Genomic DNA, 24,125 nt, shown 5'->3' with positions numbered 1-24,125 from the left:
ACGCTAAAGACCAAAAAGATAACAAACCAAATCATGGTAAAAGCAGAAAAAAGAAGAAGTAGAAATAATGGAATTGATGATGTAAACCTGTTTCAGGTGGTTAACAAAAGCACAAAAAAAGCCCGGGGGATGCTTTCCTTTAGGGCTTTAGTTTTGCCTTTAAATTCCAGCAGAAGCTAACATTTCGATCTACTTCCAAACTTGTCTATTGTTTTTTAGTTAGAGGTATATTCGGATACTTCAAAGGTTTTGAACTTGATGAAAACGATGAAATAATGAATACCGAGACCAGACTGCCCCTACGGGGCAAGAACATTGAAATCACTCTCTATGGACAATCCTATCAACTCGTTTTCAAAATTATCATCCCCGCATTCCTAAATAAATCAATCCTGCAAACTGCCCGTTACTTTAATAGGCTGCAGCGGATGCTGGCAGCCTATTTGTAATTGTGCTATCGTTTCTCGTTAATATGTTTATGCTTTCTGTTAATGCAAAATTATCATTAAGCTCGTTATTATCCATACAATTATCGCTAAACATATAGAACAGTCCGATAGCCTGTGACAACATTTGCATTTCCAACCCTCCCTAAAAGATGGCGTATTTTCTTTCCGGATTTATAAGATACGACCGGATCTTGAAATTCTAGAGGATCATTTCTATTTTCAACAAGTTATGTCAAAATGCCACTATGGACTCTCGAATACTATGACATTTTTAAACTCAAATTTCATGACAAAATATCTTCAATCCTATGACAAATTATATTAAAATGCACCAGGAGTGATATTCCATAATTACTTAGAAAAAGGAGCCCGCAATCCGCAATCCCGCGTGGCTCCGTTTTTGTTGTTCCAAAATTGATTAGAATTTAAAGTACCCCGCTGCGAAAATGAGGGTTTGTTGCAGAATTCACTCTCGACTTGTCCGTGCATGACCCCCTTTTAAATAGATCTATTATAGAACTATATACAGGAATAAAGGTTTACAGAAATAAGGAGGAATGGGTTATGGGAGCCATTATTTCAATCGGTAATCAAAAAGGCGGCGTTGGTAAAACGACAACCACAGCCATCACGGGGTATCTTCTCTCTAAAAAGTACAAAGTTCTCTGTGTGGACTTCGATAGCCAAGGCAATTTGACACAGTTTCTTACTCAACGAGATATACACGATTACTCCAAAATGACTATTTTTGAGGCTTGTAAAAACATGAATCCCACCCCCTACATCCGCAAGTTAACCTACAACCTTCACTTCATTCCAGCTGATGAAATGCTAGCAACTCTACCCATGCTTATCCATCAAAATCCTTCAATGAGTTCGACCATTTTGAGAGATACATTACATAAAGTAAAGGCCAGATATGACTACATACTTATTGACTTACCTCCAAATCTCGGAGAGCACACTATTAATGGTTTAGTGGCTTCAGACTATGCAATCGTCATGCTGCAATGCGAACCAATGTGTTATGACGCGCTGGACAGATACATCGCAACAATGATTCACATCAAAGAGGTTAAAAAGCTGGACCTTGTTTTATGCGGCATATTGCCAACAATGATCGATTCTAGAACAATCATTGATAAAACAATCATTGATAGGGTAAGGAGAGAATACGAGGAAGTTGTGTTTCGAACGGAAATAAAGCGAAGAAATAGAATCAAGGAGTTTTCTATTACAGGAATACAGGAATACAGTAATACGGATACATCAGCACTAAGCAATTATAGAAATTTTGTCGAGGAGCTGGAGCAGCGTGTCCAAGCGTGATGCGATTGAGCAGTTATTAGGAAAACGGCGGAATCAAGAAATACAGGAAACTGTAAATACAGGTATACAGAAACCTTTAAATAAGAAAAAAGCAACATTTGATTTCGATGATCAATTCCATACTGAGTTAAAGATATTCGCCGCGAAACAGAATAAGAAGATGGTTGATGTTGTGGTAGAGGCCGTGAAAGAGTATATGCGAAGACATAAAAATACCCCACCGGTCGAGTAGGCCAGTGGGGTTGCGTTCATTTTACAGTCTGCCCAGAGATCAGAGATCGGAGATTTGCTAGAAGTCGTCTCCGTCAAAGTTCCCAAGCTGATCCCTACTCTTTGTTACTCTATTACGACGGCTCCGTCTGAAGACGGAGCTGCATTTCATCCGTTGGATGGTTCAGACGCGCTGATCGATCCCATATAATGAAATAGACAAGATGCAGAAGGAATCGATCTAATTTTAAAGGAGATATTTTTATGATGAAAAACATACGAAAAAACAAGGATGTCGGCATTTATGGCTTAACTGCAAAGTGGTATGATAAGAATTCTCGCAAAAGCCGAATGACTCAAATGCAAGAATATGCGAATGAAGTTGCATCTTTAGTCAGCAAAAGTGCAAACATTTTGGAAGTTGCACCTGGTCCGGGTTATTTGTCGATTGAACTCGCCAAGAAAGGGTTTAAGGTTACAGGAGTCGAGATAAGCCCAGACTTTGTGAAAATTGAAAAAAATAATGCAAAAGAAGCAAATGTGTCAGTTGATTTTAAAGAAGGTAACGCATCTAATCTACCATGCGAAGATAGCTTTTTTGATTTTATTATTTGCAGTGCAGCATTCAAGAACTTTAAGGATCCATTAAAGGCGCTGTGTGAAATGTATCGAGTGCTGAAAGAAGGTGGAACATCCCTAATCATCGACATGAATTATGAGGCAACAGCTGAAGATATTAACAATGAGATTAGACAGACAGGAATGAAAGGATTTGACAAGCATTTCGTGAAATTTGCATTTAAAACTTTCCTAAAACAAGGTGCTTACACAAAAAAAGATTTTGAGTCACTTTTAAAAGAGACTCCTTTTAAGAACTACAATATCAAAAAAGAGGGTATTAGTTTATTTGTCTATCTTTATAAATAGAAGGAATAGAAGGTTCCTTTTTAATAATAATTGAAGCTGCAAAAGCAACTTTTTGTAGAAGATTTTTTACTAAAATCTCAGAGTTTGCGGCATTCCACCTAATTCACTACCGGCTTTACGCTTGCAATTAAACGCTGAAACGTTCGTTTAAACGCTTCTTTTGTTCCCCCCTCTTTTTTTATCTTTCGACTAAGATTATACGCCCATGTTTGTGTCTCGTGATGATTATTCACATATGTTTGTGTCCTGGCACCGCAAAACAAAAATATGTGCTTTGAAATAAAAAAATCCCCATTTTACGGCGATCCAAAAGTACCTATGTTTTTGTAGTCAGACATTAACGGTTTTTTTAATCCTTTAAATGGAATTATTGAACAAACGTTCCTCGTTAGATGAACAAAATGTATTAATTATTTCTACCACACAGATAACCTTGTTCTAAAGTCATTTTCGTCGGTAAAGGCTTAAGACTTGGCATTTAAACCATGGGTCAAATCATGAAGAACTGGCTTGAAATCTTCTCCGAACAATTCAAAAGCAATACTACTCTTTACTGATTCAACCACAAGGGCAACAGGAATCGGTGAGGTAGTATAACAGCTCAGAGCTCGAGTCATTGCATCCAAATCCTGAGGACGGACAGGTAAAACGCAATCGATCTGCTCCTTTTGTGAGTAAAAAATACGAGGTCCTCCTTTAGTGTCGATTTCCTCCGATAATGTAATAAAAGCCAATCTTTTCAAAAAATGTGAACCATTGTCCTTCATATCAAAATAGACCCTTTTAACGACTGCATGAGTCTTGAGATGATCAGGATGACCGCTGATTCCGTGCACAGGCAGTGTTACTAATACAGCTGGTTTGATTTCGTTTATATACTCAGCAATGGCTTGTTCAATGACGCGCGGATCCATTTGGTCAAGCCCGCTATCTGGGAAGTCCAGCACCTTAAGGCCGTTTACTCCGAGTATTTCTGCCGCTTGCTGTAATTGCTTACATCTAACTTCCCCCATTTCCTCGATAGGTAAGCCAAGCGGAAGTCGTTGAACGGTAGCTCCTCCTTTCGTGAGCGTCAGCAGAAATACTTCGTGCTCTTGTTCAAGTTGTTGGTTAATATTCGTGATGTAACTAAACTATTCTGCACGTCAGCGTATCTGTGAAAAGAGGGCTGCGATTATACTAATGACAAAAGAATTGGCAATGCAACTGATTGGAGTACGGCGAACTATCCTTATTGCAGGTCCGCCGCTTCGTATCTTTTAATACTAAACTGCTGCTGTTTCAATGACGAATAAATATACACCGAAACAATATTCCCATCATTCATTTCTAAATTAGCGGTGGGAGCATGCATGTTTAAAACCATGTCTTTCTTAGGTTCCATCGGAACAGGCAGTTCCTTGAACACCATGCCTTCTTTTTCTATGGCTTTTTTGATGTCATCTTTGGTAAACAATTTACTTTGTTGTTGGTCGCCCACCTTTATTCCATGTTTTATTTTCATTAATGAGGTTCCCCCTTGTTTTTCGTTACTTACTAGACGCCAAGGGCCATTTTTGTTGCTTATCCTCAATAGTAAATTAATCCTTTAGTCATATGGCTAAATCTACATTCTTCGTTGGTTGAGGAAACCAAAAAGGAGCCACGCCAAAGCAGCTCCTGCACTATCGTTCTTCGTTAGCTCAATACTTACTTCATCTCTTCCATTATTCCGTTTTATTTCGGTTAACACGCGGAAGTAGTCCGATGCGCTCATAATAGCGGAGAGTATCCTGTGAAAGATTAAATTTTTCGCTTACTTCTGCGATTGTCATCATGAGGGGCATCTCCTATTACCTTGGTGTGAGTAATTCCTTTCATAAGTGGGCTCTTCGAAAGAAAACGGACCACTGTAGTCCGGCTCACTTGCTCATTACTGATGACCAACGATCCGATGAGGTACATACGGTTCTTCCAACGACGCGATTTCTTCTGGTGTTAAGGTAATCGAAAGAGCAGCTACTGCTTCTTCGAGATGTGATATTTTCGTCGCACCGACAATGGGAGCTGTTACCGGTTCTTTCTGCAGCAACCAGGCAAGTGCGATTCGAACGCGGGGAACACCGTGTTTTTCTGCGATTGCTGCAACTTGATCCACGATCAGTCGATCGGCATCTGCGGTCGCATCGTATTTCTGTTTCGCAATTTGATCAGTTTCGGAACGATGTGTTTTTTCCTGCGGGTCTCTTGTCAATCTTCCTCCTGCAAGCGGGCTATAAGGAATCACACCGATTTTCTCAGTCTTGCAGAGCGGCAACATCTCTCTCTCTTCTTCACGGTAGATGAGGTTGTAATGATTCTGCATCGACACAAACCGGGTCCATCCATTTTTTTCGGCTACATGCAGGGCCTTCAGAAACTGCCATGCGTACATGGCAGAAGCACCTATGTATCGGGCCTTCCCAGCCTTTACCACATCATGCATGGCTTCCATTGTCTCTTCGATGGGCGTATTGTAATCCCAGCGGTGAATTTGGTACAGATCCACATAATCTGTTCCGAGCCTCTTTAGGCTCTTATCAATCTCACTCATGATTGCCTTTCGGGAAAGTCCGGCACCGTTTGGCCCTTCATGCATGCGGCCATTAACCTTCGTTGCGAGCACAATTTCATCTCGATTAGCATAGTCCTTTAGAGCCGGGCCAATAATTTCCTCGCTTGTTCCGGCTGCATAGACATTCGCCGTATCAAAAAAATTGATACCAAGCTCCAAAGCTTTTTTTATTACTGGGCGAGCTTTCTCTTCATCAAGTACCCATTGATGATGCCCCAGCTTTGCGTCACCAAAGCCCATACAACCAAGACAAATACGGGATACATCCAAACCGGTATTTCCAAGTTTCACATAATCCATGTGTCAGCACACTCCTTTTTTGATGATATAAATAAGTTTACTCCTTGGAGTGAACTCCAAGTCAATAAGAAAGTTTTTTAAGGATCGCCGTTGCCAGCATATGAATAGTTATATGTTTGGATTTATGTCCACTTCGCTTGCAGCAAGCGTAAATTCAAGCTGCTCTTACATTTTCTTGCTCCGATATTAGGTGCCGTTATTGCTGGATTGGACATCACCCAGGCGACTTCAAGTGTTGAGGGGTTCATCCCCTCTTCAACTAATCTTCCTTGCTCTGGGTGTTTATTGAGATTATATTTCCATGTAAGAAGCCCAGCTCCCAGAGGACTATAGGAAATAACCCCAATTTACCAGGCTGCCCAATTGCTAACCGCCGGAAAGAGAATCTTGCCTTGAGCCTGAAGGTCATCAAGTGCACGAAGTGTTTCTTCCATTGGGGTATTTGATGAGCGGCTTTGAAGTTGACCGTGAAAACAGCATTTTCTCGTCTCCTTTATATCATAATGCTCTCACGATAAAAAAAGGGACCAGCCGAAGCGCTTCTACGCTCCAGCTGGCGCATCCATCTGTTACTCTTCTTCAAACAACCGTTCGCCTTTATGCAGCCTCAAGGCAATTTTTGCCGTATGCGGGAGCTCGCGTGCGGTTGGCGCGTGTGCCGCCAAATATCGGGTGCAGGCGAGCAGCATCGTTTCTTTGGCCTTCTCCGCAAAAGAGCCTGCCGCCGCTTGCCAGCGGTCGTATTCGGCCACTGCGGCCTCATAAATTTGGAAAGAATGGAATTCCGCATCCTCCCGCAACAGTGCATGGCCAAGCGTGTTAAGCAGCGCTCCCGGCTCACCACCGCCATGAATGTAGTCCATCACCCATTGCGCGGCCGGTCCGACCTGCTGGCGCAGATCGAGCAAATCGAGCAGCTCTTGATGGTCGGCCGGCGCGGCGGAGCCGGACGGCTTAGGACGCGCGGCTGTCGGCACGTTCAAGAAACGGTCAAGATATACGCTGACGGCTCCGTGAAAAATCGCCCGCTGCAGCATCGGCTCATCCGATTGCAGCAGCCTTTCATGAACAGCGTGAGCATAAGTGAACGTATGGAGCACTGCAATCCAATCGCCGAAATCGTTCTGCGTATGGAAACGAACGATCCGTTCCGCGGCGGCCAAAGCAACGAGCTGCGCCAATTGCGCTGGAGCCATTCCCGCGATGAGCAGGTCGCGCAGCAAAGCGATCGTCTGCTCCGGCGTATCGCTCAGCAGCTGCAGCAGCAATTGCTCTTTCGTATCAGCAGACAGAGCTGTCTGCTGCCGCGTATCCGTTGACCCACCGGCGAGCTTCGCCTGCGCCGCATTCTGCTCCAGCTCGTTGACCGCTTGCTTGATCGGCTCTACGAGGTTCAGCGGCGCCTGCCACTGGTGCAGCTCCTCGCTCCGTGTCGGACGAGCCATCATCGGCACGAGCGAAGTTAAAATCCGCTCCTTTTGCGACACCTCCGCCCACTCCAGCGCCTCAAAAGCCTTGCTGTGGAAATCGAACACATGGCCGCCGTCCAAATAAATGTGATCTGTTGCGGCGACAAGCATCATTTCTGACAGCCGCTTCGTATCAATTCCTTTCAAAATGGCGGTGATCAGCACTTTCTCAGCGCCCTGCGTATCCCGCACCTCTATGCAGCTGCGATACCACTCGGTCAAGCGTTCGAACGGCACGTCCGCCGACGGCAGCGCCGACAGCAAGTGGCGGGTTCCTCTGCCCGAGCTGCCTCGAGCGACATGGACAAGGCCTTGGTACAAGGCGAGTATTTTGCCGTTCTTGTCCAGCTTATCGACGCTTTGCGCCATCGCGGTAAGAATCGTAAGTCCGGAGTTCCAGCCCGTTCCATATGTCGTGCCGAATTCGATGCCAATGCGGGCGATGTCCTGCTCCGGCACTCCCTCTTCGATCAGTCCGACGACCGCTTTCGCGATGACGATGCCGATATTTTGCTCGAGTCCTTCTTTCAGTCTATTCTTATATTTATCCGCGCCTTCTGCTCTTCTGGAAACCGGATTTACCCACACTTCGCCGCCGTCGACCCGCACTTCATACGATGGAACATCATCCGCCCACGGATCAAGCGTACCGCCGCTGCAGACGTCAAACCGGGCATGATGCCAATGGCACGTCAAAATCCCGTCGCACAAGCTCCCCATATGGAGCGGAAAGCCTAAATGCGGGCAGCGGTTGTCTACCGCGTATACTTGGTCTTCATGATAAAAAACAGCGATACCGCCTCGTATAACCTTCGCGCCCTCTTGTTTAAGCGCTTCCAAATTTCCTGCTGAAATCCAGTTTAAACTGACACTCATCGATACAGCCTCCTTATTTTTTCAAGCTGCACTCCAAACTACAACAATCATATCCGGTCAGAACCATCTGCGTTCTTTTCCATAGTTTTATTATACCTTAATGTCCCGGTCATGGCTTCAGCAAAGAGTCGGAAATCGGCAGGACAAAAACGTTCTTATTTCATTTTTGTTGCATTTATCGGTAACCGATTTTTAGTCGGTCTTCGAGTTGCAGGATTTTAGTCCACTGCCTATGACAATACGGGGTAGAAATATTATTAGAACACAAAAAGCGTAGTTCTAAGGCCTAGCTAAAAGATTATTTTTATTAACCCCACTGCTTATTAATAATTACATTATCCTGCATAAACTTAGTTCTTGTCCGTTAGTTAAGAAACTTTCATCATTACCCACTAGTTTACTAGGGCTGTCTTTGTTCCAATGACAACTGTAGCGTCCTTTTCGTCGGATCTAGTCAATTTCGGGAGCAATCCGTATTGAGCAAATATCTTTGCGGTCATCGGCGCCTGGGCCTCGCTAGTTTCGACCAAAAGGTATCCACTCTCTACCAGCCAGAGAGACACTGCAGCTACTATTCTTCGTTGGACGTTTAATCCATCTGAACCGCCGTCGAGCGCTACCCGTGCCTCATGGATACGGGCTTCCAATGGGAGCAACTTCATTGCCTCAGTAGGTACGTAGGGGGCATTGGCAACGATAACGTGGACACGACCGTGAAGTAGAGTGGGGAGCGGATCGTAAAGATCGCCTTCATACACCTGACCACCAGCTGAATTGATATTACGACGGGCACATCGTACTGCGACAGGGTCAATATCGACTGAGTACAATTCAATTCGCTCCAACATTGCGACTAATGCAGCTCCCACAGCGCCAGAGCCACAACACAGGTCAACCACTACAGCTCCTGGCTGAGTGAGAGTGGCAGCCTGTTGGACAAGAAATTCGGTACGGTGTCGGGGTACAAAGACTCCTTGATCTAACTCTATCCGCAGGCCGCAGAACTCTACCCATCCGAGGATGTGTTCGAGTGGAAAACCAGTAGTTCGCCGATCAACTAAGATGGCGAGGTCAGTAGTTGTCTGAGCTGAGGAAATAAGTAATAAAGCCTCATCTTCTGCGAATACACAACCGGCACCTCTAAGCTTGCTTACAATAAGTGAATAAATGGCACTTCCATTAATGTCACTAAAATTCATTAATCATCCTCTTTACGGGAAAGTTGTATCTTCAACATCCCCTTTAATATCCTCAGTCTACCTGAAACACCACGATATTAGGTTGTAAAAAATACTTATAATTGAACTATCCTGCCCGTTACTTCAACAGGCTGCCAATTATGCCGGCAGACTGTAGTTGTTAATGTGCTCTCGTTTTCCGTAGGATGATTCCGTCGCTAAATTGCTAAGTCCATCGGTTATAAAATTATTGCTATCAAAGGATGACAATTTGCCAAAATGGGAGTATCGTTCAAGTGAGAGGTTGACCACGGAAAGAGGAGTGTGCACGATGGGTTTTATGAAGAAGTATGTCGGCAAGCACTGGAAGCTATTTCTGGTTGCTGTCTTTTTCGTCACGTTGGAAGCGCTTGCGGATTTGCTTCAACCGACGATCATGTCCCACATTTTGGACGTAGGCGTTGCGGAAAAACGGCTTGATTATGTGTTTCGCATGGGCGGCGTGATGCTGATCATCACCGCGTTCGGGGCTGTCGCAGCATCGCTTCGAAATATTGTGGCCAGCCGTGTTTCGCAGAAATTCGGCACGGAGCTTAGAGGGGATTTATTTGAAAAAATCCAATCGCTCTCGTTCACGAATATCGAGCGATTCGAACGCGCATCGTTAATTACGCGTTTAACGAATGATGTGACACAGGTGCAAAATTTTGTAAATGGTCTTATGCGCATTTTTGTAAAAGCGCCACTCCTCTGTATCGGGAGTCTGATTATGGCTGTGCGGCTCAATCCGCATTTGGCTGTCGTGCTTCTCATCGTGGTCCCGATCGTCGGCATACTCGTGGCATTGAACTTGAAAGTGGGTTTTGCCCGGTTCGTGGGCGTGCAGAAGGCGCTGGACGGCGTCAATCGAGTCATGCGGGAATATTTGTCCGGCGTTCGTGTCGTCAAAGCGTTCAATCGCTTCGACCACGAAGCGGGTAAGTTCCAGATGGCCAATACAGATTACCAGAACAAATCGATTCAGGTGACGAGGCTGCTGGCTATCTTTAACCCCTCTATCCTGTTGACCGTCAATTTCGGAATTGTAGCAGTGCTTTGGCTTGGCGCCTGGCGGGTTAATCACCATCAGATGCAAGTCGGGCATATCGTCGCATTCGTCAACTACATGACTCAAATTTTGTTTGCATTGATGACCATTTCAATGGTGTTCAACATGTTCGTTCGAGCTAAAGCATCCGCCAATCGGATAGGTGAAGTTTTCAGTCAGGTGAATGAGATGACGTGGGAGGACGCTGCTACACTGCCTGCTCATCGTCCGGGAGGCCGAATTGAATTTGTGCACGTTTCGTTTGCCTATAAAGGGGCTGCAGGAGAACCTGTGCTAAAAAATATCAACTTGACGTGCCTTCCCGGTGAAACGATAGGCATTATCGGTTCCACCGGCTCCGGTAAAAGCAGCCTCGTGAGTCTCGTCCCCCGTTTCTATGATTCGAGCTCCGGCTCGATCAGCGTGGATGGTGTGGACATCCGTCAGTTGGACCCTGTCAAGCTGCGAGATCGCATTGCCATCGTGCCGCAGAAAACGATTCTATTCAGCGGCACGATTGAAGAGAATTTACGTTGGGGCCATGAGCAAGCAACGCACGATGAAATTGTGCACGCCGCGAACATGGCAGAAGCGCATAGTTTCATTGCTGCGTTCCCCGAAGGCTATGAAACCAGGCTTGGTCAGCGGGGCGTGAACTTGTCCGGCGGTCAGAAGCAGCGACTGTCGATCGCCAGTGCACTCGTTCGGAAGCCGGACATTCTGATTCTCGATGATTGTACAAGCGCACTGGACACTGCGACTGAGACGAAAATTAAAAAATCGCTCAAGGAATTCGCATCTGTTGTCACCTGTTTGATCATTGCGCAGCGCATTACCTCCGTCATGGATGCGGATAAAATCGTTGTCATGGACGATGGTGAAATTGTCGGCATCGGCACCCATGAGACGTTAATGAAGAGCTGCCGCGTCTATGTGGAAATATTTCAATCCCAATTCGGAAAGGAGCTGCCTCATCATGTCAAAGCCGAATGAAGGATCGCGTCAACAAACCCTTGACGTCCCGATGATTACGGGACCACTTGCTCGGGGTGGGCGCGCTTCGGCCGTAAAGCCCAAAAATTTCAAAGGCACCCTACGCCGTCTCTGGTCCTATATAGGTACAGAACGAAAATGGCTGACAATCGTCTTTCTGTTCATTGTAGCGGACTCTGCTTTGACGCTGGCTGGCCCTTATCTCATTGGTGTAGCCGTTGACGCGATGGCGGGAGGCCAGGTTGATTATAGCGTCCTCGATGTGGCGATGATCGTTCTGATTTCCACGTACATCGCTGATGGTGGCCTTACCTTACTGCAGAGCTGGGTCATGGCCGGGCTTGCACAGCGCGTAGTGAAGAGACTTCGGCAAACGATGTTCGCGAAGCTGCAAAAGCTGCCGCTTGCTTTTTTCGACGGACGCTCGCATGGTGATATCATGAGCCGGCTGTCGAACGATATTGACAACGTGAGCAACTCGATCTCGCAATCGACAACGCAGCTGATGACAGGCTCAATTGCCATCGTCGGTTCCTTAGTAATGATGCTGATTCTAAGCCCCACCCTGACACTGGCGAGCCTCATTACTGTTCCGCTCGTGTTCTTGCTGGCAAGAACTATTACCAAGCGTACCAGCGTGCTATTTAAAGACCAACAGGCACAGCTCGGCAAGCTGAATGGTCATATTGAGGAAACAATTTCCGGACTTCTCGTTGTCAAGGCATTCAATCGCGAGAGGAAAGCTATCGATGAGTTCAATAGCGTGAACGGTCGATTGTACGAGGTTGGCTTGAAGGCGCAAGTCTGGTCCGGTTTTCTGATGCCGCTCCTTAGCGTCATCAATAATATCGGCTTTACCTCCGTTGCGATTGTCGGTGGCGTTCTGGCCGTCAAAGGCCACATCACGGTCGGCGTCATTGCGAGCTTCCTGAGCTATTCGCGCCAATTTGTGAGGCCACTTAATGATATCGCGAACACATATAACGTGCTGCAGTCTGGCGTAGCAGGGGCAGAGCGTGCCTTTGAGGTGTTGGATGAAGCGGAGGAAGTGGAGGATGAACCTGGAGCTGTCGAGCTGCAGAAACCAATCGGACACGTCACCTTCCAGGACGTAACCTTCGGTTATCGGCCTGATATGCCGATTATCAAGCAAGTCAGCTTTGAGGCGCCGGCAGGCAGCAGCCTCGCGCTCGTCGGACCCACAGGCGCAGGCAAGACGACGATCGTCAATCTGGTTACCCGGTTCTATGATGCGACAAGCGGCACGATTTTGATTGACGGACGGGATATCAAATCCTATACCCGCGACAGTCTGCGCCGCAGCTTTGGAATCGTGCTGCAGGATACGTATTTGTTCTCCGGCACGATTAAAGAGAACATCAAGTACGGCAAGCCTGATGCGACGGATGCTGAATTGGTTGCAGCGGCTAAGCTCGCGAATGCAGACGCCTTCATCAGCCGGCTGCCCAAGCATTACGATACGCAGCTCTCCGAGAACGGCGGGAATTTAAGTCAAGGGCAGCGCCAATTGCTTGCGATTGCGCGCGTCATTTTGGCAGATCCTTCCATTCTCATTCTGGATGAAGCGACGAGCAGCATTGATACGCGAACGGAACTTCATATTCAGGAAGCCCTTCTCTCCATCATGAAGGGACGCACAAGCTTCATCATTGCGCATCGGCTGAATACGATTCGGGATGCGGATACGATTATGGTCATTGACCGCGGCGAGATCGCCGAGCAAGGCAACCACAGCTCGTTGATGAGCCAAAAAGGCACGTATTCCCGTATGTTTTCCAATCAATTTAAAAATCTCGAAAGTGCTCTGGAATAAGCGAACACCACAACCCCGGCACGCCTGGCAAGCTGGGGTTATCCGTTGGGTGGAAATGATCCATGTCATGATTTGATTGCGCACGATCCACTATAGGGGTTGGCTGAAGGGGTTGGCTGAACAAGAATGCTGTTTTAACCTTAAAATTTAATTCAGATAATAGGAGCCAGCTTCCTGCCATAAAAATGGATGAATTGCCTCTGAGGTTTGACTCTATCCATTCTCTCACTCTCTCATCAAACTGATTAGTTTAGCAGCAAACAGGTTACATATTATCCCATCCGATAGCTAATTCAACCAAACTATCGCTACCTATTGAAATAATTTTCTGTCCTATAGTTTGACCACTTTGCAATTTGTAAAATCCTACGGGGCTTGTGTTTACATATTCATCGTTGTATTAGGTGATAATCCGTTTCAACCCTGTTCATATGCTCATACCATATATAGAAAACAGGGGAGGAAAGAACTATGGCAACTAACGGATCGCTTTGTGAGCAATTCTCAAAGATTATCGGTGGCCAACCCGGCTTCGCTGGCGGAAAATGTGTATCGACAATAAATCGAGATCAAATAAGAGCAACAATTTTGGGGAAAAAATTTAGTGTAACGTCTTCTTTTTCTTTTGAATCATTAAATAATAGAACTGGCAGAGCACTTTGTTTAGGTAGAGGGGCTTTCTTACAAAAAGAAGTTAATAAATTCATTTCGGCCATTCGTAATCAAGGAATAAAAGTTTCGTCTGTTCGAAACGAATGGCTTTTCGAGCAACCACGTTTAATTTATATCAATATTGAATCGGTTGATCGACCACTCGTGTTCGCAAGAAAAGTCAGGCGAGCGTTAAAATTAATTCATTAAAGGAAAGAAACGTCAAATGTGATGACGTCAGCTCAAAGGGAGAACATAGAAATTCTTTTAAGAAAAAGTCTCCAATTATATATACAGTCCCCATTTTGCCATATAGGATATATATTCATTGTTTGAAAGCGCTGTTAGTATATGCTCCCTTGTCGTAGTTTCCATAAGATGTTCCTCTTGAGGAGTATTCAATTCGCCCATAACAAGCACAGAAAGCCACCGAGTTTATCACCGGCAGCCTGCTTGATCTCTGTTATGGAGCTATCGTTTCTCGTTAGTTCAATCAATGAAGCACAAGTTCTGCTACCCCAGCTCTTCTTGAGAAGGTGGCTCATAAATCAATATCCATTCTTTCAGCATAGTTTCGGGAATGTAAAATGCCCCCTGAGGAAGTTCATCATTTCTCGCCATGAGACGTGCTAGAAGCACCTCTTCAGACGCATCAGAAAAGTGGATTTTAAAGTCAGCTCCTAATTTCGCCGCTTGAGCACGCATATCGTCTCGCTGTATACGCACCCAAAATCCAAAGTCTAAAATAACATCTACGCCAAGAACTAAGACACGAGCGGCAACATTCCAAAGTAAGGATTCTACTTTATCGTGTATATCCCCATGGTCCTTTTCATCAACAACCTGTCCGAATAATCTAGTATGCCATTCATCAGGAGTGAGGCGAAGAGCCGAATATTTTTGTTCAAGTTGCCGAGCTAGAGTAGTTTTTCCGCTACATGGGAGACCAACCATTAGGTGCAATGTCGCTATAGTTTTCATCCCCAATCTTTTACCATACAATTTTATAACCAGGTTTTACATTCTTCAACTCGTTTACGTTAGCTGAACAAAGGACTGTCATTCAGCAACCCTCTAGTTGTGTTTCCTTGTTATTATTTCCATGAAAAGAATAATATGCTAAGTGGTTGTTCCTCCAGAATGTCCGCTGCTAATTTTACTGACCATTCTACGTAACCATTATATGTAGAATACAGATTTGGCTAGAACAATTTAGGGCTGTGCAAACGTTTATTGCGTATTACTGTCCGTTACTTCTGCAAAGAAAAAGGATCGTCTGACTGCACGACAGCCGGAGATCCTTTTTAAGCAACGTTCCTTTAATCCCAAATCGCACTATTACCTCGACTATCATTAATGATTACTTTGGTTCTGTTACCAAGAATTTTTATTCTCAGATTGTTTTATAATTAAGTACCTCCTTTTTGATTGCTGAAAGCAACGAAGGAGCTGCCACGCAGCTCCTTTTTGACATGAATAGAGTTTCAGAGTCGTTAACCATTTTTATTCATCTTATTGAAAGCATTGATTAATTCATCAAGTTCCATCGAACAATGAAGACATCTAGGGTCTGAAAGACCATATGTTCTAGCGTATTTATTTAATTGTTGCCTTTTCTCGTAAATGGCCTGATCGATTGCTGAAAGGCTGTCCGCAGTTTGTTCATGCAGCGCCTTTGATCGCTGCCGCTTCAAAGGAATCTTTCCCATGGCTTTGTATTTTTCATATAATATGCACTCCTTCTCATCTTGTTTAACGACGATTGAGAAGAAGGTATACCGAGGCGGTTGAGCCGGTGGCGGCTTCGACCATTGATTCGCACCAAAAGGCCGGGAGTGTTCATAGTTTTGGTTCTTTATTTTAGGCGAAGGCAGAAGAATATCAGGAAAAAGAAAACCCAGACTTCCAAAGAACGCACTGCTTCCAGTAATAAATGATGCGCTCCCGCCCCTTGAACCGTTTCCTGAATAAAGAGTCAACGGTGCAGAAAACCAAGCACTCGCGGGATCCGTATTAATCGGCGTTGCTTCTGACGTTCCTGTCTGGTTCTTCACGGCCTTCTGTGGCTCGATCAGAGCATTAGATTCCGTCGGAACGGGCAATGATAATCCGCGCTTCAGCCTCGGCACGGCCGCGAGAGGATCAGGAGCTCTGGTCGTGGAACTCGAAGATAATTTGCTTACCGTGCCGTCTTTCCACTGATCGGCTGCCAGAGCTAACTTGACCGGAGCATCGGATACGTTACCGTTCACTGGAAACGGTCTTGCGGTTGGACTTTCATTCACACTCTTATTGATAGGCAGATTCTGGGCTTCGTCTGTTCCAGTAAAGGGTTCTTTCTTTCCTACGTCAGCCTTTCCTCCCTCGATCAGAGAGAAATTCGACTGGCTCGTGATCGGCACTTCAGCCTGAACCGAAGGCGTCTTTACTTTCACGATTGGCGTGTCCACTTTTGCGGCAGGCAAGTTTACCGACACCAACGTTATCCGATCAGTGGATACTTCCACCTTCGCTGATGGAACGTCCACATTAACCAAAGGCGTATGAACTGAAATGGAAGGCGTTTTCACCTTCAGATCGGGAAGCAGACCGAGTCCGGAAGTTTTCTCCGCAGACGGAGTCGAAACAGATGGCAAAGACGCGCGCGAATCTTTTGCCTGATTGGTGGAAGGTGGAGCCGTCTTTCCGTTGTCAGGCAGAAGGTTGGATAAAACGGGAAGGTCCGATACCAATGACGTCAAATTTTTTTGTCCGGAAACCGCTTTCAATAAATTCTCAGCCCCAGAGTCTTCACTAGCTTGCTTGGCTGAGTAGACTGGGTCCCCTGTTAAGTTCTTCAGCGACTCCAATAGAGCGGCCTCCGCTATGTGGGGAAACGCATTCTGCTGGATGAACGCCAGAACGAATACGATGCACAAACTCCCAAACCAGATCGTTCCTTTTGCTCCTGAATGCTTTGCAAACATGCTGTTCTCACCTCCTTCCCGGCCAAATTAGGTAGGGATACGGATTCCTAACATCGTTTACTAAATAACCCTTTCAGATCTATTGACACTTGAGAGCAGGCTTTTGTTCCAGACATGTACATAAAACAGCTGCTTCCCAAAGTTTATTTTGACCCCGAAAGATACTACCTCTTTTGATGCTCTTTCTATTTATACTGCACTTAAATCGATGGATCCCTCGAAAACTCGCAAAGGAAACAAATATCTCCGATCGGCCCTTCTTGAAGCTTTCACAATCCGTATGCAGATCTGACAATTATCTCGGAGCCCTATACAGGCGAATCGCAGCACATAAAGGTGGTCGTAAAGCGGCTGTTGCTCTTGCACACGCAATCATTTTCAGGGTAGTTCATTCATGTGTGTGTATCGAAAGTTTAATTTCTTCAATGACAGCAATAGCCTTAGATTTCGATATGTTTATGTACTCGATTATTTCATCAAAATTATATACTTCAAGTTCGCAATATTTATTTTCTTCTATAAATGCGTAATGCCCATTGGATTGCCTCTTCCCTCGATTTGACCTCAATAAGAGTAAAGCCCGCAATCATTTCCTTCGCCTCCGTGAAGGGCCCGTCCACTATTTTGGGTTTCCCCCCGGGAACGGGATAGGAAATGCGAATTGCGTTCGAGCCCGGATGAAGTCCTTCGGCAGCAACCAGTACGCCGGCCTTCACCAATTCCTCTTTGTACTTCATCATCGCGTTAATGAGTTCCTGACTCGGCATCCCATTGGCCTCGGAAGATTTTGAAGCTTTCGATCAATTTATATTCTCTTACCTAATGCAAAAAGGTATAATCCCTAACATAATTCGAATTATCATTAAAAAATTCACTAATCTTTCTTGCATTAAACTGCCTGTTACTTGAATGAACAAAAAGAGGAGTTGCACGAGGTATGCTCCCCTTCTATCGTTCTTCGTTTCGAAGGCTTATTAACCATTGTGAAATGATGAAGGCTCGATTCATGTACTTCCGTAAATGCGAAAAATAATTACGGAGGAAAATGTTAATAATAGGTAATGATAATTAGCGGCGGGGTGATGATGACTTGAAACACTTAAAAAATAGAAACCAAACACCCACGGAAACAGTGAACTATGCAGCCCAGTTGGAGCCTGGAGATATCGAATTTGAAATTGCTCAAATTCAGGAACATTTATCACATACGGAGGACCTAAAGATTCATGAGCTCTTATTTAACAATCAATTGTGCGCATTGGTATATTTAGAATCCCTTGTAAAGACCGAGTTAATTCAATCTAGTATTATTAAGCCTCTGTTGGAATCAAATTCAGGCGTTGTTGAACAAATCGTGACTTCAATCGAAGTCACTAAAACTTCAGATGTTTTTCAAATAGGAAAATATTTACTTCATGGATTTTGCATGATGGTCATGGAGAATGATTCCGCCGCGAGCATGATGTCTGTCGCACAATCACAAGGCCGAACTATCGAAGAGCCCAAAGCCGAACAAATCATTCAGGGATCGCATGAGGGCTTTATAGAAAGTTTAAACACGAATATTTATTTGCTCCGTAATCGAATCAAAAGTCCTAAATTGAAGGTGAAGTACTTTACATTAGGCAGTGTTACGAATACGAAAGTTGCTATGATTTATATGGATAACATGGCTGACCCAGCTATCGTTGAAGAATGCGAGAAAAGGATACAGACTATCGATCTTGATTATTTGTATTCCGTTGGCAATATTGACGAAATGATCGAAGAGCACCCATTTTCGCCTTTTCCTCAATCCATTCAGACCGAAAGGCCGGATCGAGCTGTTTCTTATTTAATGGAGGGAAAAATTAATATTCTGGTTAACGGCAGCCCGAGTGTTTTGGTTCTTCCCATCACTTTTTTTGCATTTTATCAATCCCCTGATGATTACAACAACCGATGGATCACGGGATCATTTTTTCGGGTGATCCGTTTAATTAGCTTCATTTTGGCCATTTCTTTACCCGCGATCTATATTGCTACCGTGTCGTACAATTCCGAAGTGCTTCCGATGGGCATTCTATATTCCGTCAAGGTTTCATTAACATACGTTCCATTACCACCTATCTTGGAAGCGATCGTCATGCAAATCATTCTTGAATTGCTGAAAGAGGCTGCAATCCGGCTGCCCTCACCCATTGCCCAAACGATTGGTATTGTCGGGGGATTAGTCATAGGCACGGCCGTCGTGGAAGCCCATTTGGTTTCTCATACAATGATTGTCGTCATCGGATTGACGGCGATTGCATCTTTTGCAACTCCACTAAACGAGTTTGGGACCAGCTTGAGGATTCTGGGGTTTCCGACCATGCTTGCTGCATCTTTGTTTGGCTTTTTCGGAATCTCCATCATGATGATGCTTATCTTTATTCACCTTTGCAAGATAGAGACATTAGGGGTACCTTATTTCGAACCTTTTGGTCCTTTTTATGGTAAGGAGAGTTCAAAAGATATTTTTCTAAGACTTCCTATTTGGAGGGGACATAACGTCTCACGAAATGCGGAACCCAGCACCATTACAAAATCATTCTTCGGGAGGTGGAAACGCTCTTGAATCCTACGATAAGCAGATTCCAATTGTTTTTTTTGATCATCAAGACACAAATTGGAATAGGCCTCTTATCCTTGCCTTCAAAATTTCAGAGCACAGCTAAAGGGGATGCTTGGATCTCGGTTCTTATCTCTGGGGTCGTCATTCAACTATTGCTTTTCGTGTACTGGCATCTGCTTAAAAAATTTCCAAATCACACCTTAAGCGAAATTACGGTTCGAATCCTTGGACCTTATATGGGTAAAGCTCTAAACCTCCTTTATTATGCTTTTTTTATTGTTATAGCTGGATATGCGAGTACACTCTATATTCAATTAGTTAATAATTGGATGCTCTCACTTACTCCTGGTTGGGTTTTACTTTTGCTCATCATAGGGACCAGTGTTTATCTGGCTACTGAAAATTTGCGAGTCATTGCAAGATTTTTTGTATTAACTTCCGTACTATTCGTTTTGTTGCTACTGATCAGTTTTTTAAACTTTTCGAATGAAATGCACTTTTCTAACATTTTGCCGATAGGTCAATCAGGTGTTGCACAAATTTTCAAGGGAAGTGAGAGCACTTTTTTTTCAATGCTCGGTTTTGAGGTGATCCTCTATTTCTCCGCCCAAGTACAAAAAAGTCCCCGAGGTTTGCTTAGTGTCATCTCCTTAGCAAATTGCTTTGTTACCTTATTTTATACTTATTTTGTATTCATTTGCCTGATCGGATTTAGTCCTAAAGCGTTACAACAGGTGAAAGAACCCGTTTTGTTTATTTTTAAAGGATTAACTTATCAACTGTTTGACCGCTTGGATCTGATCTTTTTGACGATTTGGATTATTCCAATGACCTCCACCATCGTTTCTTATCTATGCTTAGCTGGAAAAAGTCTAACTGCAAGTCAAAGTTCTTATCGAAAGATGATATGGATCAGCGGGGTGCTTATCTATCTAATAGCTTGGTATCTATCCAAATTGGGAAATTTGGATTCATTCAGTAAATGGTTTGAATACGGATACCTGATTATGATTGCAGCAATTCCAATTTTGTTGTGGATGATGTCCTTCCTGATAAAAAATAATAATAAGGTCGGGTCAACATGAGAGTAAAACTTTTTCTTACGGTTTGTTTAGGAATTCTTTCAATGGTCCTTACAGGGTGCTGGGACATTCAATATTTAACTAATAAAAAGATGATAAATGGGATAAGCCTTGATACTGCTAAAGGTAACCAAATTAGCGGGACTGTTAGAGCCATCATTTTGGAGAGTAAAGGGGGCGGACAATTCGAAGTGAAGGATGAATTGATGCAAGCAACCGGGGATTCCGTTTTCAATCTTGGTTCTACAATTGACAGTATGCTTCCAGGTACCATTGAAGCAAGCAAGACTCATGTTTTGATCATCGGGGAAGATCTAGCGAAACGAGGGATTATTTCCCCTTTGGAGACCTTTTACCGGAATCCTAAAGGGTATCTGAAAATGCATATTTTAATAAGTACGGGATTAGCTTCTGAAATACTATCATTTAAAAAAATAGAGAAGAGTCCTGTCGCTTTTGGCATTAAGCAAATGGTTAATGGAGCAGAGCGTTCGACGATTGTTCCAGAGCAAACTCTGTACTCCTTATGGAGTCAAATCTCTGACCCTGGTGAAGATACGGTGCTGCCTATGATTCGTAGAATTAAGGATAAAGCTCTAATCGTTGACAGTATCGGATTATTTGATGGAGACAAATATACCGGAGTGACATTGTCGCGGGAAGACAGTACAATCTTATTGCTTCTAAAAGACAAGCTAAACAAACATGCATTCATGGATATTCCAATTCATCAGAGCTCTGGACAGAGCAAGCCTAAAAAGCTGGAGACTAATTTGATTTCATTTGAAGTGCGGAAATTAAAGAGATCATTCGAAGTTTCTGTTGATAAAAATACGCAAGAAATTGAATGTTCAATTAAGGTTGACCTCTACGGAGCCATTAACAGCTTCCCAAGCAATATGGGCCAAAAAATCGATCGCGAGCAGCTAAATCAAGAATTATCTGCATCGCTAAACACGCAAGCAGCAGGTGTCGCCAATAAATTGCTAGAAGCGAATTGTGATGCTCTTGGAATCGGCAGAAAGCTGAGAGTAAATCACTCTGAGCTGTGGAAAAGCATCGACTGGAAGAGCAAATATAAGGAAGTGAACCTGAAGCCTAGTTTTCAAGTCCACATTACAAGTACAGGTGTTATTTACTGATTAATCGACCGATAAACATGGGCTGTCCAACAAGTCATGTACGCCAATGGTTAAATCAATCTCAATATCATGGGAACGGCTAGGACTTTAGATGAAATGAATACCTGCTGTCCTTCCTTTCCAATTCATCGAAAGGCCGAAGTACTTCACCTAATCTTGTCTTTAATCGCTTCACAGGAATGATGGCAATAAGTGATGTTGGCAGCAAGCTGACACTTCTCCCCTCGTCGAGGCTGAAGTAACAACAAGTGAACCCGTTTAAGCAACCGCATGATCTACCGCTACAATACCAATATCTACTCCAGCTGCGATAGCGATGAGTTCGTCTTTTGGCATCACAGTCAGTTTCGTTCACGTTCCACACCGTACCTCCTAGGTAAGTTGATGGTTTTTGCAATTAGTGTCCTTTGTTACACTGCCTTTCCCTCAATGACAAAAGCAAGCGCCGCGGCAGCCTGCTCGGATTGTCTTATGAAGCTAGCGTGGCGGGCTTTTCAGTTTATTGGCAGCCGTCGATTTTTCGAACAATCTGTAATAATTGGTGAAGAGTCATTCCTCCACCCCCCAACAGCGATTATACGCATATGTTTGTGTCGTCGGACAAGTAAAGTATCTAATGGGATTCAATCTCGTTGTGTTTGATACATATCGTATCATACTATATACTTAGGAGCTGCCGCCAGCAACTCCTAACAAATCATATTTATAGAAGCCTATTTCAGCAGCAGCAGACGGTCGTCATTCGGTGCCGGCTTGCCTCTTCCGTCGGTGTTGTTCGTGATCACGTAAATACCACCGTTGTGAAGCTTGACATCTCGCAGCCGCCCTTCTCCCTCCAGCACCACCGATAAACGATTCGTCGAAGGATTATAGCGGTACAACTTCTCTCCTCGAAGCGTTGCGATCAGGACCTGGCCTTCCAGGTCGACCGCAATGCCCGAAGGAGCGATCGCAGTAACTCCGGTATGGTACAGGGGACTCACCATGCCCGCCTTCTTGGCGTCACCGATGATGACTGGCCAGCCGTAATTGTACCCCTTCTCGATGAGATTGATCTCATCGTGCCCGCTGGGGTCTCCCGAGGGGCCGTGCTCGGAGCTAAACATGCGGCCCTGCTTGTCCCAAGCGATACCCTGCGAGTTGCGATGACCGTACGAATAGACGTAGGAGCCGGGGAACGGGTTGTCGGCCGGCACCTTGCCATCTAACGTTATACGCAATATTTTGCCAGCAGTGCTCCTTAAATCCTGGGCGAGCTTGTCATTGCCCGAATCTCCTGTCGTGATGTAAAGCATGTTGTCGGGACCGATCGCAAGTCTTCCTCCGTTATGAATGACGCCCCCAGGTATACCTTCGAGCAGCGGTTTGATTTCGTTCCAGCCGTCAGCCTCCTCCCGAAGCACTACGACACGGTTCATCACCTTGCTACCCTCCTGATAGGTATGGTAAGCATAAGCTTGACGTGACTCGTGAAAATCTGGTGCCAGCTGGATTCCGAGGAAGCCGCCTTCCCCTTCGACCTTCAGCGGCTTGGCAAGGTGCATTTTCTGGCGCGTCATGCTGTTGCCGTTGACCTTAACGATACTTCCCTCGCGTTCGCTGACATAGATCGTGTCTCCGTCGAACTGGATCGACCAAGGCGCCCGCAGTCGCTCGGCCAGTACGGCGTAAGCTCTTGTCACGTTCGTGTTGATTTCGCTGTTACCGACCGGCTTAGCTACATCTGTGGAAACGCTCTTATGGGAGCAAGCGACGGACATCAGCAGTACGAATACTGCGGCTAGAGCTATTTTCATTGGTTTGATCACGTGCCAACCTCCAATTTTAAAAAAATGTAAAGAAGCTATAATTCTACATTGTCCATTTTCCGCTCTCTGTAACCCCACTATAAATACCAGCCATAAATAAATAGCCAACCCATACTAATGTTATTCGGCTTTATTGGTAAATCCATTAGTTGAAGCGAGGATAATACCTTTTGGCTTGATTTGCATATTTTGCTATTTTTCACAACTTCTCGCATGAGAATCTTCATAGACTGTCACCACATGGAATTAGCGGTAGCCTCTTCTGCTCCATCTTATGCCCCAACTGTTTGAGCAAGAGGAGACTAAATGCAGCCACAAAGAATAAGATGCGATCTAACGTTGTAAACAATAATCAACCTCCACTAGAAGGTAATATTCCCCATTCTAAAGAAAGCATTTAACCTCTATCAATAGCTGAGAAGGCTGCCGTTTCATTGCTGTCGGCAGCCTTCTCCTGATGTTTATCAAATCCCTCTTTGTCCCTTGGCTCCTCGTACATTATAATCATTTTTGCCATAATAGCACCTCCTAATTAACGGATAAAACACAGCATCCATATGCCCAATATACGGCCTTCCTGATAAAAAAGTCCAAAAAGGAGTCCAAATATTCGTCTAAGCAAATTAAACTGAAACTGT

General features: G+C 44.6%; 17 protein-coding genes and 2 pseudogenes. 9 read left to right on the top strand and 10 right to left on the bottom strand.

Going from position 1 to position 24,125, the window contains the following annotated elements:
• Positions 1-1,013: 1,013 nt before the first annotated feature.
• The 3 genes from BLT91_RS23685 (at position 1,014) to BLT91_RS23675 (ending at position 2,915) form a co-directional block, all read left to right on the top strand.
• Positions 1,014-1,778, top strand: a complete 765-nt coding sequence (locus BLT91_RS23685; RefSeq protein WP_090825547.1) for a ParA family protein — start codon at positions 1,014-1,016, stop codon at positions 1,776-1,778.
• Entirely contained in the window at positions 1,765-2,010 is a 246-nt protein-coding gene (locus BLT91_RS23680) for a hypothetical protein (protein WP_090825544.1), read from the top strand. The genes BLT91_RS23685 and BLT91_RS23680 overlap by 14 nt, the downstream gene beginning before the upstream one ends.
• A 242-nt stretch (positions 2,011-2,252) precedes the next feature.
• Positions 2,253-2,915, top strand: coding sequence for a class I SAM-dependent methyltransferase (locus BLT91_RS23675; protein ID WP_090825541.1), 663 nt, complete (start codon positions 2,253-2,255; stop codon positions 2,913-2,915).
• A gap of 464 nt (positions 2,916-3,379) precedes the next feature.
• On the opposite strand, the gene BLT91_RS23670 is transcribed toward BLT91_RS23675, so the two are convergent.
• From BLT91_RS23670 to BLT91_RS23640, 6 genes and pseudogenes are all read right to left on the bottom strand, one after another.
• A complete protein-coding gene (locus BLT91_RS23670; protein WP_302847541.1) occupies positions 3,380-4,030 on the bottom strand; it encodes a PIG-L family deacetylase in 651 nt (216 codons plus the stop codon).
• Positions 4,031-4,146: 116 nt separating this feature from the next.
• Positions 4,147-4,419 carry a hypothetical protein gene (locus BLT91_RS23665; protein ID WP_090825536.1) on the bottom strand — a complete coding sequence of 91 codons (273 nt, stop codon included), beginning with the start codon at positions 4,417-4,419 and terminating at the stop codon, positions 4,147-4,149.
• A 211-nt stretch (positions 4,420-4,630) separates the two neighbouring features.
• Positions 4,631-4,729: pseudogene (locus BLT91_RS23660) on the bottom strand (MerR family DNA-binding transcriptional regulator); the annotation flags it as partial.
• Positions 4,730-4,827: 98 nt separating this feature from the next.
• A complete protein-coding gene (locus BLT91_RS23655; protein WP_090825531.1) occupies positions 4,828-5,808 on the bottom strand; it encodes an aldo/keto reductase in 981 nt (326 codons plus the stop codon).
• Between the two features lie 569 nt (positions 5,809-6,377).
• A complete protein-coding gene (locus BLT91_RS23645; protein ID WP_090825527.1) occupies positions 6,378-8,153 on the bottom strand; it encodes a Rieske (2Fe-2S) protein in 1,776 nt (591 codons plus the stop codon).
• Between the two features lie 392 nt (positions 8,154-8,545).
• Positions 8,546-9,352 carry a putative protein N(5)-glutamine methyltransferase gene (locus BLT91_RS23640; protein ID WP_090825524.1) on the bottom strand — a complete coding sequence of 269 codons (807 nt, stop codon included), beginning with the start codon at positions 9,350-9,352 and terminating at the stop codon, positions 8,546-8,548.
• A gap of 310 nt (positions 9,353-9,662) precedes the next feature.
• On the opposite strand from BLT91_RS23640, the gene BLT91_RS23635 reads away from it, so the two are divergent.
• The 3 genes from BLT91_RS23635 (at position 9,663) to BLT91_RS23625 (ending at position 14,106) form a co-directional block, all read left to right on the top strand.
• Positions 9,663-11,411: an ABC transporter ATP-binding protein gene (locus tag BLT91_RS23635; RefSeq protein ID WP_090825521.1), complete on the top strand. Its 1,749-nt coding sequence runs from the start codon at positions 9,663-9,665 to the stop codon at positions 11,409-11,411.
• A gap of 31 nt (positions 11,412-11,442) precedes the next feature.
• The gene (locus tag BLT91_RS23630) at positions 11,443-13,245 is read left to right on the top strand and encodes an ABC transporter ATP-binding protein (protein WP_254777111.1); all 1,803 of its coding nucleotides are present in this window, start codon (positions 11,443-11,445) and stop codon (positions 13,243-13,245) included.
• Between the two features lie 471 nt (positions 13,246-13,716).
• Positions 13,717-14,106 (top strand): DUF1259 domain-containing protein, encoded by a 390-nt coding sequence (locus BLT91_RS23625; RefSeq protein ID WP_090825516.1) that lies wholly within the window; start codon positions 13,717-13,719, stop codon positions 14,104-14,106.
• A gap of 303 nt (positions 14,107-14,409) precedes the next feature.
• Here the strand turns inward: BLT91_RS23625 and BLT91_RS23620 are convergent, their stop codons facing one another.
• The 3 genes and pseudogenes from BLT91_RS23620 to BLT91_RS23610 form a co-directional block, all read right to left on the bottom strand.
• Complete coding sequence (locus tag BLT91_RS23620; protein ID WP_090825632.1) at positions 14,410-14,850, bottom strand: P-loop nucleotide/nucleoside kinase family protein; 441 nt, start codon at positions 14,848-14,850, stop codon at positions 14,410-14,412.
• Between the two features lie 539 nt (positions 14,851-15,389).
• Entirely contained in the window at positions 15,390-16,862 is a 1,473-nt protein-coding gene (locus tag BLT91_RS33100; RefSeq protein ID WP_090825514.1) for a Spo0E family sporulation regulatory protein-aspartic acid phosphatase, read from the bottom strand.
• A 521-nt stretch (positions 16,863-17,383) separates the two neighbouring features.
• Positions 17,384-17,629, bottom strand: a pseudogene (locus BLT91_RS23610) (YciI family protein); the annotation flags it as partial.
• 323 nt (positions 17,630-17,952) lie between these two features.
• Between BLT91_RS23610 and BLT91_RS23605 the strand changes: the two are divergent.
• From BLT91_RS23605 to BLT91_RS23595, 3 genes are read left to right on the top strand one after another with little or no spacing between them, the layout of a single operon-like run.
• Positions 17,953-19,458 (top strand): spore germination protein, encoded by a 1,506-nt coding sequence (locus tag BLT91_RS23605; RefSeq protein WP_254777103.1) that lies wholly within the window; start codon positions 17,953-17,955, stop codon positions 19,456-19,458.
• A complete protein-coding gene (locus BLT91_RS23600; RefSeq protein WP_175532485.1) occupies positions 19,455-20,540 on the top strand; it encodes a GerAB/ArcD/ProY family transporter in 1,086 nt (361 codons plus the stop codon). The genes BLT91_RS23605 and BLT91_RS23600 overlap by 4 nt, the downstream gene beginning before the upstream one ends.
• Positions 20,537-21,679 (top strand): Ger(x)C family spore germination protein, encoded by a 1,143-nt coding sequence (locus tag BLT91_RS23595; protein WP_090825508.1) that lies wholly within the window; start codon positions 20,537-20,539, stop codon positions 21,677-21,679. Before BLT91_RS23600 ends, BLT91_RS23595 begins: the two co-directional genes overlap by 4 nt.
• Positions 21,680-22,392: 713 nt before the next feature.
• Here BLT91_RS23595 and BLT91_RS23585 read toward each other — a convergent pair.
• Positions 22,393-23,487, bottom strand: a complete 1,095-nt coding sequence (locus BLT91_RS23585) for a PQQ-dependent sugar dehydrogenase (protein WP_254777102.1) — start codon at positions 23,485-23,487, stop codon at positions 22,393-22,395.
• Positions 23,488-24,125: the final 638 nt, after the last annotated feature.

This window comes from Paenibacillus sp. yr247 (assembly GCF_900103825.1).
GTDB lineage: Bacteria > Bacillota > Bacilli > Paenibacillales > NBRC-103111 > Paenibacillus_E.
The sequence above is the reverse complement of the archived record's forward strand: the minus strand, read 5'-3'. Positions and strand labels throughout refer to the sequence as shown.